At 70.2% G+C, this 13,046-nt stretch carries 13 protein-coding genes and 2 pseudogenes; 7 read left to right on the forward strand and 8 right to left on the reverse strand.

What is annotated here, in order from left to right; all coding sequences use genetic code 11:
- The 3 genes and pseudogenes from VF697_RS21555 to VF697_RS21565 form a co-directional block, all read right to left on the reverse strand.
- Positions 1-248 (reverse strand): annotated as a pseudogene (locus VF697_RS21555) (Uma2 family endonuclease); the annotation flags it as partial.
- Between the two features lie 200 nt (positions 249-448).
- Positions 449-1,387 (reverse strand): annotated as a pseudogene (locus tag VF697_RS21560) (serine hydrolase domain-containing protein); the annotation flags it as partial.
- Between the two features lie 27 nt (positions 1,388-1,414).
- Entirely contained in the window at positions 1,415-1,699 is a 285-nt protein-coding gene (locus VF697_RS21565; protein ID WP_331097882.1) for a hypothetical protein, read from the reverse strand.
- A 162-nt stretch (positions 1,700-1,861) separates the two neighbouring features.
- Between VF697_RS21565 and VF697_RS21570 the strand changes: the two genes are divergently transcribed.
- Positions 1,862-2,353 (forward strand): VOC family protein, encoded by a 492-nt coding sequence (locus VF697_RS21570; protein ID WP_331097883.1) that lies wholly within the window; start codon positions 1,862-1,864, stop codon positions 2,351-2,353.
- Between the two features lie 7 nt (positions 2,354-2,360).
- On the opposite strand, the gene VF697_RS21575 is transcribed toward VF697_RS21570, so the two are convergent.
- Positions 2,361-2,690 carry a hypothetical protein gene (locus tag VF697_RS21575; RefSeq protein ID WP_331097885.1) on the reverse strand — a complete coding sequence of 110 codons (330 nt, stop codon included), beginning with the start codon at positions 2,688-2,690 and terminating at the stop codon, positions 2,361-2,363.
- Positions 2,691-3,101: 411 nt separating this feature from the next.
- Between VF697_RS21575 and ftsZ the strand changes: the two genes are divergently transcribed.
- Positions 3,102-4,322, forward strand: coding sequence for a cell division protein FtsZ (gene ftsZ / locus VF697_RS21580; protein ID WP_331097887.1), 1,221 nt, complete (start codon positions 3,102-3,104; stop codon positions 4,320-4,322).
- 37 nt (positions 4,323-4,359) lie between these two features.
- On the opposite strand, the gene VF697_RS21585 is transcribed toward ftsZ, so the two are convergent.
- Positions 4,360-4,710 (reverse strand): hypothetical protein, encoded by a 351-nt coding sequence (locus tag VF697_RS21585; protein ID WP_414641328.1) that lies wholly within the window; start codon positions 4,708-4,710, stop codon positions 4,360-4,362.
- A 152-nt stretch (positions 4,711-4,862) separates the two neighbouring features.
- On the opposite strand from VF697_RS21585, the gene VF697_RS21590 reads away from it, so the two are divergent.
- The 3 genes from VF697_RS21590 to VF697_RS21600 all read left to right on the forward strand — a co-directional run bounded on the left by VF697_RS21590 (position 4,863) and on the right by VF697_RS21600 (position 7,277).
- Positions 4,863-6,212, forward strand: coding sequence for an acetyl-CoA carboxylase biotin carboxylase subunit (locus VF697_RS21590; protein WP_331097889.1), 1,350 nt, complete (start codon positions 4,863-4,865; stop codon positions 6,210-6,212).
- A 65-nt stretch (positions 6,213-6,277) separates the two neighbouring features.
- The gene (locus VF697_RS21595) at positions 6,278-6,490 is read left to right on the forward strand and encodes a biotin/lipoyl-binding carrier protein (protein ID WP_331097891.1); all 213 of its coding nucleotides are present in this window, start codon (positions 6,278-6,280) and stop codon (positions 6,488-6,490) included.
- 13 nt (positions 6,491-6,503) lie between these two features.
- On the forward strand, positions 6,504-7,277 hold the full coding sequence (locus VF697_RS21600; protein WP_331097893.1) for an enoyl-CoA hydratase/isomerase family protein: 774 nt from the start codon (positions 6,504-6,506) through the stop codon (positions 7,275-7,277).
- Between the two features lie 21 nt (positions 7,278-7,298).
- Here the strand turns inward: VF697_RS21600 and VF697_RS21605 are convergent, their stop codons facing one another.
- On the reverse strand, positions 7,299-7,892 hold the full coding sequence (locus VF697_RS21605) for a response regulator (protein WP_203402602.1): 594 nt from the start codon (positions 7,890-7,892) through the stop codon (positions 7,299-7,301).
- An 84-nt stretch (positions 7,893-7,976) separates the two neighbouring features.
- A complete protein-coding gene (locus VF697_RS21610; protein ID WP_331097898.1) occupies positions 7,977-9,740 on the reverse strand; it encodes an FHA domain-containing protein in 1,764 nt (587 codons plus the stop codon).
- 238 nt (positions 9,741-9,978) lie between these two features.
- Between VF697_RS21610 and VF697_RS21615 the strand changes: the two genes are divergently transcribed.
- Together VF697_RS21615 and VF697_RS21620 are read left to right on the forward strand one after the other, a co-directional pair.
- The gene (locus VF697_RS21615) at positions 9,979-10,758 is read left to right on the forward strand and encodes an outer membrane lipoprotein-sorting protein (protein WP_331097900.1); all 780 of its coding nucleotides are present in this window, start codon (positions 9,979-9,981) and stop codon (positions 10,756-10,758) included.
- Positions 10,755-12,218 (forward strand): hypothetical protein, encoded by a 1,464-nt coding sequence (locus VF697_RS21620; RefSeq protein WP_331097901.1) that lies wholly within the window; start codon positions 10,755-10,757, stop codon positions 12,216-12,218. Before VF697_RS21615 ends, VF697_RS21620 begins: the two co-directional genes overlap by 4 nt.
- A gap of 12 nt (positions 12,219-12,230) precedes the next feature.
- Here the strand turns inward: VF697_RS21620 and VF697_RS21625 are convergent, their stop codons facing one another.
- A complete protein-coding gene (locus VF697_RS21625; RefSeq protein WP_331097903.1) occupies positions 12,231-13,046 on the reverse strand; it encodes a hypothetical protein in 816 nt (271 codons plus the stop codon).

A 13,046-nucleotide genomic window follows, 5' to 3' on the forward strand; every position in this document is an offset into this window, starting at 1 on the left:
CGCTCGTCGAGGATGACCCAGCCGCCCGGTCCCCCTCTGCCGAACTTGAAGGGCCCTCCAATGAGGACGCCGAGGTTCGACGCGACGTTGGCGTGGGGACGGGCCGGGCGAGGGCTCAGGTGCAGTTCCCCGTCGAGGATCTCCGCCACCATCTCTTCCGGAGCCGCCTGGAAGGCCGCCTCGACGGACGGGGTGTTTCGCTCGGTGGACGGGGGCTCGGAGGGGGCCATGAGGGAAGATTTCCGCATGATCCTCGTGCTGTGCAATCCCGAGGCCCTGCTGGCCTGGCAGCCAGGGCGTGGAGGGGTGGGGTCCTCCACGCCAGGGGACGTGCGGACGGGCAACGCTAACGAAGGTATTCGGAGAGGAGCGTGAGCCCGGGCTCCTCGACGGGCACCCGCTTGCGGAGCGAGTCGAGGAAGCCCCAGGCGTGGTCCGACAGGATGACGACACCGGCGTCCGCCTCCACCGAGAGGCCGATGAAGCCGGCGTAGCCGCCCGTCACCGAGGAGCACCACATCACGGGCTTGCCACCCACGTCGGAGATGTTCCACCCGAGCCCCACGCGCCTGCCTCGGGCTTCCACGCGCGGGCTGTGCGCGAGCCGCGGGGCCCGACCGAGTCCGGCCTCCTGGTGCCCGAGGTTCGCGTCGAGGAAGCGCAGCAGGTCGGGCACCGTCGAGCGGAGCGCTCCCGCCCCGGGCAGTGCCGGGAAGGTCCAACCCGGCACCGGCAGGCCCCGAGCGGAGTGGCCGGGAAGCAGGCGCCGCTCCTGTTCCTCGGAGAGACGGACGGCGGTGGTGTCGCCGAGCCCCAGCGGCGTGCAGAGATGGTCTCGCACGGCGTGTCCGTAGTTGAGGCGCAGGCGCCGGGAGAGGGCGTGGCCGAGCACCCCCATGCCGATGATGGATTCGGCGTGCTTTCGCGGAGGAGGGTGCTGGGGGTGGTAGCTCCGCAGGAAGGCGCCGAACAGCTCCGCGCTGTAGTGGCCGTAGGGGTCGGCCGGGTTCTGCTGGGGGGTCCGCAGGTTCGGCGGCACGAGCGGCATGCCGGAGGTGTGCGTCGCGAGCTGCTCGAGCGTGATGCGGCCGGCGACCTCATCCGGCAGGAGTGGCAGGGGGAGCAGCTCCTTGAGCGGCGTGTCGAGCCGCGCCTCGCCCCGGTCCACCAACAGCGCGAGCAGGGTGCCGGTGAAGACCTGGGTGAGAAAGCCCAGCTCGTACAGGGAGTCCGCGGCGGGGGGCGTCCCCTCGTGACGGAGGGCCCGCACGTGGTGCACTCCGCGGTGCGTGAGGCCCACGCACAGCGCCGCCGAGGGGTACGCGCGCAGGTAGCGCCGGGTGGCATGGAGGACGGCCTCGGTGGGCGAGCCGGAGGAATCAGGCATGGCGGGGGTTCTGGGTCAAAGGACGAGCTACGTCGAGCGTTTGAGCGCACGGGAGACCGTGCTGACGAGCGAGTCCACGTCCTCCGAGGGGTCGACGAGGAAGCAGCGCATGCGCTCGCCACCGCCCACCACCACGCAGACGCGACCCTTGGGGCACAGCTTCAGGCAGCTACTGCGAACGACGCGCACGCCCCGGCCCAGCTCTTCCTTCAACGTGCTCCGCAGATCCTCCGCCCCCGTGCGCTTCATGCACTTGCGGCAGACGAACACCAGCCCTTCCCACCGCGGATGGACTTCCTTCGGCTGTGCCACGTCGCTCCGTCTCCTCGCTCCCGTCCCGGAGGGGCTGTAGCGCCCCGGGTCGGCGCTCACAATCCGCGCTGCTTCGTCCGCTGGGGAGCAGGCAACCAGGCTCGTTGCCTGGGGCGTTGGGGGCGTGCTAGCCGCTGCATCCCCTCACACCAGGAGCGGCGGATGATTCGAGGTCTACACGGGTTGTTCTACTCGTCGGAACCGGAAGCGATGCGCGAGTTCCTTCGCGACAAGCTGCAACTGCCCCACACCGACGTGGGCGAGGGCTGGCTCGTCTTCGATCTGCCGGAAGCGGACCTGGGCGTCCACCCGGTGGACGAGTCGGGGAAGCCGCCCTCGGGCACGCACGACGTGTCGTTCTACTGCGACGACATCCAGGGAACCGTGGCCGGGCTGCGGGCTCGCGGCGTGGAGTTCAAGGGCGACGTCGCTGATCACGGCTACGGCTTCGTGACCTACTTCACCATGCCGGGCGGAGTCGTGGTCCAGCTCTACGAGCCGAAGTACGCGAAGCGCGCCGCCACCGCCAAGAAGCCCGCGAAGGCCAAGCCCGGGGTCAAGAAGGTGAAGGCCCAGGTCCAGAAGGCCAGGACCGCGGCGAAGCCCGCTCGGGGTGCCGCGAAGTCTCGTCGGGGCACGACGACGCGGCGCTAGACACCCTTCAGGTGCTCCGCAGCTGGGAGATGATCCGGCGCGCCTCCGCCTCGTTGGCGGCGAAGTACAAGGGTGTCGGCTTCCTGCCGAGCAGCTGCTGCACGAAGCGGATGCCCTTGGCCCCGGCTTTATGGATGAGGCGTGCCCCGACGTAGATGATGGCCACGAACCACTCGGGCTCCATGTGCTCGCTCGCGTAGCGCTGCCCCTCTGGGTCCGAGGCGGTGAGCTCCGTCACGTCGGTCACCAGGATGAACGCCTGTTGCTGTCCCAGCTCCCGGCAGAGCTTCACCGTCCAGGTGTAGTCCTCGAGGGAGAGAGGGCCCTGGTGCGTCATCCAGACCGTATCCGGGGGCTCGAAACGAGCTCGGTGAGTGCCCATCTTCCATTCGCGCGGCTCCGACATCTTGCTCCTCACCCGGTCGCGTCTCGCCAGGGTCCCGATTTGACCCGATGTGGAGCTTCCTTCGAAGCCCTCCAAACCGTCCGGGCAGCGGACGAGGCACCTGACACGCGCGTCAACGGGGGTCCCGCTCCCGCATCTCGCGAGTCAAGAGGCGAGATGCTCCCACCGCACCGCACCGGTCGGGTGGTGGGGCTTCCGCGTAAGTGCCTGTGACGACTCGACACCGCCACGTAGCGCTACAGGTTCGTAGCTGAGAACTTGCCAAAGATCGCGACTTGCTGAAGATGTCGGTTGCAGGGGCGCGCGCGGGCACGTGCGACCTGCGCCGAAAGAAGGAAACACATGGACCAGTTCGACCAGAACAAGCAGGCCGCAAAGATTCGTGTCGTCGGGGTGGGTGGCGCCGGCTGTAACGCGGTCAACACGATGATCATGGCGAAGCTTGAGCGGGTCGACTTCATTGCCGCCAACACCGATGTGCAGGCGCTCGCGGCCAACAAGGCGCCGGTGCGGCTGCAGATCGGCCAGACCCTGACCAAGGGCCTGGGCGCGGGCGCCAACCCGGAGATGGGCCGCGAGGCCGCGCTCGAGTCGCGCGATCAGATCGCCGCCATGCTCGAGGGCGCGGACATGGTGTTCGTCACCGCCGGCATGGGCGGTGGCACCGGCACGGGCGCGGCGCCCATCATCGCCGACATCGCCAAGAGCCTCGGCTGCCTCACGGTGGGCGTGGTCACCAAGCCCTTCCTCTTCGAGGGCAACAAGCGCCGCAAGCAGGCGGAGCAGGGCCTCGTGGAGCTCAAGGCCGCGGTGGACACCCTCATCACCATCCCCAACCAGCGGCTGCTCACCCTGAGCAACGAGCCCATGCCACTGCTGGAGACCTTCAAGCGCGCCGACGAGGTGCTCCTCAACGCCGTCCAGGGCATCTCGGACCTCATCCAGTACCACGGCTACATCAACGTGGACTTCGCCGACGTGAAGACCATCATGAGCGACAAGGGGCTGGCGCTCATGGGCACCGGTCACTCCTCCGGCGAGAAGCGCGCGCTCAACGCCATGCAGCAGGCCATCTCCAGCCCGCTGCTCGAGGACATCTCCATCGACGGCGCCACCGGCCTGCTCATCAACATCACCGGCGGCCGCAACATGACCCTCCAGGAGGTCAACGAGGCCCTCACGCTGGTGCACGACGCGGCCGATCCGGATGCGGAGATCATCTTCGGCTCGCTCATCGACGACAACATCAGCGACGAGGTGAAGATCACCATCATCGCCACGGGCTTCGTGTCGCGGGAGACGAAGGTGCGCCAGCCGGCGCAGGTGGTGCAGGTGCCGGTCGTCACCCGGCCCGCGCCCGTCTCGCTCACCGCCGCACGCGACCGCGAGGAGGTGGCCAGCCTGGTGCCCGCCAAGGCCGGCGCGCGGACGATGTCCTCGGTGGATGGGCGCTCGCTGTCCGGGCGTACCGCGGTGGTGAAGGACGCGGCGCTGCCCCTGGACGAGGATCAGTTCGACATCCCCACCTTCCTGCGTCGCCAGGGCCAGACGGAGATGCCGTGAGGGGAGGGCCCCGGCCCGTTCAGGCGGGGTCTTCGCGCTAGCGCCCGGGAAGGCGGGCCACGCTCGCCGCCCGGTGGTGACGCCCCGAGAGCGCGTCACTGCGCGCCAGCAGCGTGTCCACCTCGCGGTAGAGCTCCTCGATGCGCTCGGGCAGCCGCGGAGCGGGCACCACCCCGTCGCCGGAGAGCTGCTCCAGCAGGGAGCTGGCGCGCTGCAGCACCTGATGGGCGCGCAGCAGGGCTCGGCCCGAGCGGGTGCCTTGGGGCGAGAAGAGGGTGCCTCCTTCGTAGAGGGCCTCGACTGCCGCGCGGTTGGTGCGAAGGCGCTCGGCCAGTCGCGCCCGGTACATCTCCAGTCGCCGCTCCCGGCGTGCTCCCTGGAGATCCACCACTGTTCCTGTCGTGGAGGGCTTCACGGCCAGGGACGCTACGCCAATATCCTACATGCCCGCAACTTCCCGGCGGGCGGCGCGTTGTGTCCTTGTCAGGGCGTAAGGGGGAGTTTAGGTTGCCCCGCCTCACATCGGAGGGGTTGCCAGCCATGTTCAAGAAGCTGCTCATCGCCAACCGGGGTGAGATCGCCCGGCGCATCGCCGTCGTCGCCAAGGGCATGGGGATCTCCACCGTGGCCGTCTACTCGGACGCGGACGCGGAGCTGCCCTTCGTCAAGGAGGCGGACCAGGCGGTTCGCATCGGGCCCGCCGCGGCCAAGGACAGCTACCTCAACATCCAGGCCATCCTCGACGCGGCGAAGTCCACCGGCGCCGACGCGGTCCACCCGGGCTATGGCTTCGTCTCGGAGAACGCCGAGTTCGCCACCGCGTGCACGGCCGCCGGCATCACCTTCGTGGGTCCGCCGCCCGAGGCCATGCTGCGGATGAAGGACAAGAGCCAGGCGCGCAAGCTGGTGTCCGCCGCTGGCGTGCCCATCGTCCCCGGCACCGAGGACGTGCTGCCGGACGTGGCCTCCGCGCTGGCCGCCGCCGAGCGCATCGGCTACCCGGTGCTCTGCAAGGCCGCGGGCGGTGGGGGTGGCATCGGCATGGCCGCCGCCAAGGACGCCGCCGAGCTGGAGAAGGTCTTCCGCCAGTGCACGGATCGCGCGAAGGCCGCCTTCGGTCGCGAGGGCGTGTACATCGAGCGCTACTTCCCGACGCCCCGTCACATCGAGGTGCAGATCCTCGGGGACCACCACGGCCACCTCATCCACTGCCTGGAGCGTGAGTGCTCCATCCAGCGCCGACACCAGAAGGTGGTGGAGGAGGCGCCCTCGCCGCTCTTCGCGGACGGGCGCAACGCGGAGCTGTCCCAGAAGCTGTTCACGGCGGCCCTCGCCGCGGCCAGGGCCTTCGGCTACGCCAACGCCGGCACGGTGGAGTTCCTCTACTCGGACGGCGACATCTACTTCATCGAGATGAACGCCCGGCTCCAGGTGGAGCACCCGGTGACGGAGCTGACCACGGGGTTGGATCTCATCGGCTGGCAGCTGCGCATCGCCTCGGGCGAGAAGCTCACGGTGAAGCAGGAGGACGTGAAGCGGCGCGGGGCGGCGCTCGAGTTCCGCATCTACGCGGAGGATCCGGTGAAGTTCTTCCCCTCGCCGGGCCCGCTCAAGGTGTTCCAGCCGCCCACGGGCGAGGGCGTGCGCCTGGACTCGGGCTACGCCGAGGGCAACACCGTCACGCCGAACTACGATCCGATGATCGCCAAGCTCATCGTCTCGGGCGCCACGCGCGCCGAGGCCATCGAGCGCTCGATTGCCGCGCTTCAGAACTTCCGCATCGAGGGCATCAAGACGAACATCCCCCTCCACCTGCGCATCCTGCAGGACCCGGTCTTCCGCGCGGGCGACCTGAACACGCGCTTCCTGGAGCACCACGCGAAGCCGTAGGCGAGGGGCGCACCCTTTCCACGCAGCACGCAGGGCACACGCAGCACCGACGAGGAGCACAGCGTATGGCGGACGTGGCGGCGCACATCACCGGGACGGTGTGGAAGATCGAGGTCAAGGTCGGGCAGAAGGTCTCCTCGGGCGACACGCTCGTCATCCTCGAGTCCATGAAGATGGAGATGCCCGTGGAGGCGACCGAGGACGGCACGGTGAAGGAGATCCGCTGCAAGGAGGCGCAGCCGGTCAACGAGGGCGACGTCCTCGTGGTGCTCGAGTAGCGAGCCGCGCGCGGTGGAGCCGTCCGCCCTGCATGTGGAGGACCGGGACGATGGCGTCCGCGTCCTCACCCTGTCCAACCCGGCGCGGCGCAACGCGCTCGACGACGGCCAGGTGGCCCGGCTGGACGAGGCGCTGGCCTCGGCCCCTGGCAAGGTGCGCGCCGTCCTCCTCCAGGGCGCGGGTGGCACCTTCTGCTCGGGCTATGACCTGAACCTGCTGGCGACGCCCACCGAGGACCGGCTGCCGGATGACGCGCTGATGGCGTGTCTCTCGCGGCTGGAGGCCCTGCCGCTTCCCAGCGTCGCGCTGGTGCGGGGGTGGGCCTTCGGCGCCGGCTTCGACCTGTCGGCCTCCTGTGACTTCCGCATCGGCGCGGAGGACGTCGTCTTCAGCATGCCCCCGGCGCGGCTGGGCATCGTCTACTCGCCGGACGGGCTGATGCGCGCGGCCCGGCTGGTGGGCGTGGCGCGCGCGAAGAACCTCTTCCTCACCGGACGGCGGCTGGATGGGAAGGAGGCGCTGGCGTGGGGGCTGCTGGACGAGTGCCTCCCGGTGGCCGACGCCGAGGCGCGGGCCCTGGAGCTGTGCCGGACGCTCGCCGCGCAGGCACCGCTGGCGGTGGCGGGAATGAAGGAGGCCTTCCGGCTGCTCGCGCGTCCGGCGCTGTCCGAGGAGGAGCGGGCGCACCTGCGTGAGGTGCGGGCCCGGGCCTTCGCCAGCGAGGACGCGAAGGAGGGCAGGGCGGCGTTCCTGGAGAAACGCTCGCCCCACTTCCGCGGCCAGTGAGGCTGGCCGCCCCCTGACGGCTCAGGTGTCGCCGAAGAGCTCGCCCATCCGCAGCTGGAGCGCGGAGGCGATCTTGTAGAGCGACGAGATGGACGCCGAGGACTCGGCGCGCTCGATCTGCGAGAGCAGCGACACGGACAGGCCGGTGCGGCGCGCGAGCTGCTTGAGGGTGAGGTCCTGCGTCTTGCGCGCGTCGCGGATGGTGCGGCCGATGGCGCGGTGCAGGTCCGCCTCGGGATCCTGGGACAGCCCCTTCTTCGCCAGGGCGTTGCGCACGGCGCCGAGGAACTGGTCCGGCTCCATGGGCTTCTTCACGTAGTCGCTCGCCTGGTTCTTCAGCGAGGCCACGGCCGTGTCCACCGTCGGGTAGGCGGTGGCGACGATGACGGCGACGTCGGTGTCGTACTTGCGGATGTGCTCCAGCACTTCGGTGCCGGACATCACCGGCATCATCATGTCGAGGATGACGAGGTGGAAGTCCGCGCTGCGCAGGATCTCCACCGTCTTGGTGGGGTCCGTCGTGGTGACGACGTCATAGCCCTCACGCATGAGGACCAGCTTCAGGTAGTCGCAGTTGTCCTGCTCATCGTCGACCACCAGGATACGAATCTGCACGAATCTTCTCCTCGTGTGGGGGGTGGAGGCCCGCAGCCCGGAAGCAGGGCACCGCGTGGGCAGTGCCCGGGGGATTTGCTCGGGCTACTGGCCGTCACCCTGTTTCGTCAGGCTTTTGTCGTAGTCTTGAACCAGCTTCCTGACCGCCGGCGCCATCTCATGATTCGGCGCGAGCTTCAGGAACTCCCGGTAGAACTGAGCCCCATCATCGAGGCGGCCGAGGCGGGCCAGCATGGAGCCGCGCATCATGTAACAGGCCGCGAAGGTGGGGTCGATCTCGATGCACTTCTTGAAGCGTGCATCCGCCTCCCGGAACTGCTTCTTGTTGTAGAGCACCAGGCCGTCGTCATGGGACTGCTTGGCCAGCTCCGCCGGCGTGGGGCGGCGCGCCGTGCCCGACACGGTCTTGTTGTTGGGCGTGGGCGTGGGCTTCGTCGGAGGCGCCAGGGCCTCCTCCACCTGCTGCTTCAGCTCGGCGTACTCGTCGGCGAAGGCGAGCGTGCCCGCGCTGGCCTCGAGGTGCTTCTGGGCCTCCTGGGGACGGTCCGCCGCGAGCTCCTTCTGCGCCAGGTCCAGGCTCTGGCGGAACTGCTGCTCGGCCTGAGCCTGCTTCAGCAGCTCCTCCGCCTCGGCGGGGCGCTGGCCCTTGGAGTCCTTGATGGACTCGAGCGTGTCCACCGCCTTGTCGAAGTCCAACGCCTCGATGGCGGCCCGGGCGCTCTGCAGCTTCTCCGCGAGCTGCGGGATGGCGGGCTCGGGGGGCGGCGTATTCGGGGGCGGCTGCGTGTTCTGCGGCTGCTCCGGTTTGGCCACCGGCTGCGTCTGCTGCGGCTCGGGCTGCTTGTCCACCACGGCCGTCCGCGGCGGATTGACGGGGGGCGTCGCGGGCTGGCCCATCACGAACCAGGCCGCGCCTCCGAGCATGCCGAGCAGGATCACGCCCACGACGGCCAGCAGCAGCGGCTTCTTCGAGGCGCCGCTCTTCGCCGCTCCCTCGTGCAGCAGTCCCTCGGTGCTCTGGCCGGGGCCGACGAAGCGCAGCTTCACATGGCCGAGCTCGACGAGATCGCCGTGCGCGAGCGGGGCCTGCGCGTAGCTCTCACCGTTGACGGCCATGCCGTTGGCCGACTGCATGTCGATGATGCGCCACTCGCCGGAGTCCTCGCGGACGATCTTGGCGTGCGTGCGCGACAGCGAGCGGTGGTCGAGCGTGATGTCGTTGTCGTCGGTGCGGCCGATCCGCATCTCGGTGCGGATGCAGGCGAACTCCTGGCCCTTGAACTCGGCGCTCACCACCACCAGGTGGGGTGCCTCCTCCGCGTCGAGCGCGGAGACCTTGCGCGACCGGTTCATCTCCACCTGATCCATTCGGATCACCGCGGTGGAGTGCCGGCGCTGGTCCGCCGGGGAGGGCGTGGGTGCGTCGTCCTCCTCCTGGGGCGCGGGGGTGTCGGCCTCGTCGCTCTCCGCTTCGGCGGAGTCGCTCGGGGCTTCATTCATGGCGGCCTGCAGGGCGGCGGCGGGTAGCCGGATGGTAGGCGCGCCCACTTGCGAGGCGGCCTCCTTCTGCAGGGCCAGATCGTAGTCACCGATCTGGATCAGATCTCCATCCCCTACCTGGGCTTGTCCCTGGATGCGCTCGCCGTTGATGCGCACGCCATTGTAGCTGCCCAGGTCCTCCACCAGCACGTGCCCGTTCTGGCGCAGCAGGCGTGCGTGTTGACGAGATACGTTGCGCTCGGTCAGGCGGATGGTGTTTCCCTCCTGACGGCCAATCGTGATCTCGTCCCGCACGAAGGGGACTACAGTCTTTCGCCCCTCGTCGTCTTCGATGATGAGCTTCAGCACGGGTCGGGTCCCCTTACAGCTATAGCAGAACGCCCCCGGGGTGCTCAAGGAGGGCATCTGCCCCAAACGACAGGGCTTTTCCCGAAGGAAGGCGCCTTGTCCATCCGGTTGTCTATCGGACAGTTGGCCGCGGGCCCATCCGATGCATCCCGCATATAAGGAGGAACGCGCAGCGCCAACCTCCTGGGGGTGTGGGGGAGGGCTGACGGCCGGTGTGGGCGGGTTAGAGTCCGCGCCCATGCTGAAGGCCCTTGCCCCCCTGCTGTGCGTCGCCGTGGCGGCGCTCCTGGTGGCCCCCATTGCCCGTGCCGAGGAGTCCGCGGCGGACATCGCCCGCCGGAGTCGTGAGCGGGGAGCCCTCAACCTGATCGGCCTGCGGGCGGAGCTGAAGCTCTCCTCGGTGCCGAAGGCGGGGCCGCGCAAGGAGCAGGTGCTCACCTCCACGGCGAAGCGGGTGGAGGGGCGGCTGCACTCGCTCGCGCGCTTCTCACAGCCCGCGGGCGTGGCGGGCGTGGCGGTGCTCACCGTCGAGGGGGCCAAGGGGGAGCCGGCGGACATCTCGCTGTACCTGCCCAAGCTGAAGCGGGTGCGGAAGGTGGCGCGCACGCAGCGGGGCCAGTCCTTCATGGACACGGACTTCAACTACGCGGACCTGGGCGGCACCGGCGGCGAGCGGGACGAGTCGCTGCGCCTGGTGGGCGAGACGAAGGTGTTGGATCGGCTCGCCTACGTGCTGCGCGGCCAGGCCGGGGCGGACTCCCCCTATGGCACGGTGATGCTCTACGTGGACAAGGAGACGTACGTCCCCGTGAAGGCCGAGTACACGGACCGCGAGGGCAAGCCCTTCAAGGTGTACCGCGCCCAGGAGCTCAAGAAGTTCAAGGACCGGGTGGTCGCCTCGCGCTCGACGATGGAGAACCTCCAGACGGGCTCGAGCACGACGCTGGAGGTGCTGAAGCTGGAGGAGATCCAGCTCGGCGACGAGGCCTTCACCGAGCGGGCCCTGGAGCGCGGGTGAGACGCGGGCTGACACTGCTGGCCCTGGTGCCCACGCTGGCGCTCGCGTCCCCACAGGAGGCGCCAGCGCCGCTGCGGGAGTTCTCCTCGGATGCGCCCGTCGTGCCCCAGGTGCGGGTGACTGGCGACGTGCGGCTGGTGGGCGGCATGGACACCGGCTTCGAGCCTCGCCGGGAGGACGGGCTCAGCGAGCACGTGGTGGACGGGTGGGGCCGGGCCTCGCTCGCCACGGACGTGAAGCTGGGCGCCTCGTTGCGGCTGGTGGTGGAGGGGCGGGCCTTCTGGCGCGGCGGGGCCGAACGGGGCTTCGAGCGCGCCCGGAGCGCCTTCGAGCCGTACCTGGGCGAGGCCTTCGTCGACCTCTACACCCGGCGGGTGGACGTGCGGGTGGGGCAGCAGACGCTGGCCTTCGGGGCCAATGCCGTCTTCGCCCCCACGGACGTGCTCAACCCGAGGGACTTGCGCCAGGGCCTCGTGCTGCCCGAGCCGGAGGACTTGAAGCTGCCCGTCTTCGCCGCGCGAGCGCTCGCCAACGTGGGCCCGCTCACCGTCACCGGCGTGTGGGCGCCCTTCTTCGTCCCCAATCGCTACGACGTGTTCGGCCAGGACGCGGCGCTGCTGCAGCCGCAACTGGGCGTGGCGGTGCCGTTCCCGGTGGACGCCTCGGTGGAGGGCTGGGTGCAGCCGCACCTGCTGGAGACGGAGCGGCCCGGGCTGCCGGGGGACGTGGGCCTGCGCGTCACCGGCGAGCTGGGCCGGGTGAAGCTGGGCGGCTCGTGGGTGTGGGCCAACGAGAAGCTGCCCCAGGTGACGCTCGACCCGGAGCTGGACGCGCTGCTGCGTGCTCGGGAGCGCGGGGAGCCGGCGGACGCGGCGCTGCTGCTCTCCCTGCAGGAGCGGCTGCGCGCGGGCGAGTCGCTCTATACCGGCCGCTACGCGCGCCAGCATGTGGTGGCCGCCGAGGCGAGCTCGCTGGTGGGGCCCGTGCAGCTCGACGTGGACGTGGGCTTCAGTCCCTCGCGGACGTTCTATGGCGACCGGCTGCGCCCGCTGCGCAAGCCCGCGGTGACGTGGGTGGTGGGGGCATCGCAGGCCGAGGAGTCCAAGCTCTTCTACTCCGTCACCTACACCGGGCTCGTGGTGCCGGGCGTGGGCGCGCAGGAGTTGCTTCTCTTGCTCGAGCCGGGCACGGCGCGTGGCCAGGAGCGCGCGGCCTTCTTCCACCTGCTGGTGGCGGACGTGCGGTACTCGCTGCTGGACGACCGGCTGGAGGTGGGGCTGCGTGGTGGCTTCGAGCTCACGCAGCGCTCCTTCCTCGTGTCGCCGCGCGCGGGCTGGCGTGTGAGCGAGCACCTCTCCGTGGGGCTCGCGGCCGAGGTGTATGCCGGCCCGGCCTTCAGCGCCTTCGGCTACTTCAACCGCAATGACCAGGTGCTCGCCTCGGTGCGCATGACGCTGTAGCCGCTGGAGCCCTCACCGTGCGCTCCAGGCGCGCAGGGTGAGGCCCAGGCCCACCGTCCACTCTCCCCCCCGGTCCACGCCGGCATCCGCGTGGACGTGCGAGCCGGAGAGCCGCAGCCACACCGGCTGGTCGTTCACGGCGAGGAGCAGGCGCTCGAGGCTCGCCTCCTCGCGGGCCCGGAAGCGCCCCTCGCCCTCCAGGCCCACCGTCCACCCGGCGAGGGCCGTGACGCGCGCCGCCCACGCTCCGTCCTCCGTCTCGTAGCCCGCGTCGAGCAGGAGCGAGGTGAAGGGGGACAGCTCGTGCACCGTGCCCTCGCGCGAGTGCCGCAGCGTGTGGCTCGCGGCGGGCCCCACGCCGAGCCACACCCGGGCCGTGGGCGAGCGCAGCGGATCCACCAGGAGTGCGGCGCGTCCCGTCTCCAGTGTCCAGCCCGGCCCCTCCCAGACGCGCCGCTCGTAGTGGCCCACGCGCACCGCCAGGGTGAGGTCGAAGGGGAAGGGGATGCGCACGGGCCGCGCGGTGGGGACGAGGATGAAGCCCTCCTCCAGGTGGCGGCGCAGGTTGCCCTCGTAGAGCGTGGCGGTGAGGCCCCGCCGCGCGGTGCCCGTCCGGGCCTCGGTGACGAGCAGGCGGTGGGTGTTGAGCCACGGGGTGCCCTTGCTGCGGCTGGAGCGCGAGGTGCGCAGCAGGATGCCGGCGCGCAGCTCGGGCGCGGCCTCTCCGGCCTGGACGAGCCCCCCGGCGCCGAGGAGCAGCGCGTTGCCCGGGTCGAAGCAGATGGGGAAGGGCTCCCCGGCCTCGTCACGGGCGGTACACGCCTCCAC

The organism is Archangium sp. (assembly GCF_036388035.1).
In the GTDB taxonomy this organism is placed as follows: domain Bacteria; phylum Myxococcota; class Myxococcia; order Myxococcales; family Myxococcaceae; genus Archangium.

Coding starts and splice junctions, on each gene's coding strand:
- VF697_RS21570 (WP_331097883.1), top strand. CDS start 1,862: ATGATTCGAGGTCTACACGGGTTGTTCTACTCGTCGGAACCGGAAGCG.
- VF697_RS21575 (WP_331097885.1), bottom strand. CDS start 2,690: ATGACGCACCAGGGCCCTCTCTCCCTCGAGGACTACACCTGGACGGTG.
- ftsZ (WP_331097887.1), top strand. CDS start 3,102: ATGGACCAGTTCGACCAGAACAAGCAGGCCGCAAAGATTCGTGTCGTC.
- VF697_RS21590 (WP_331097889.1), top strand. CDS start 4,863: ATGTTCAAGAAGCTGCTCATCGCCAACCGGGGTGAGATCGCCCGGCGC.
- VF697_RS21595 (WP_331097891.1), top strand. CDS start 6,278: ATGGCGGACGTGGCGGCGCACATCACCGGGACGGTGTGGAAGATCGAG.
- VF697_RS21615 (WP_331097900.1), top strand. CDS start 9,979: ATGCTGAAGGCCCTTGCCCCCCTGCTGTGCGTCGCCGTGGCGGCGCTC.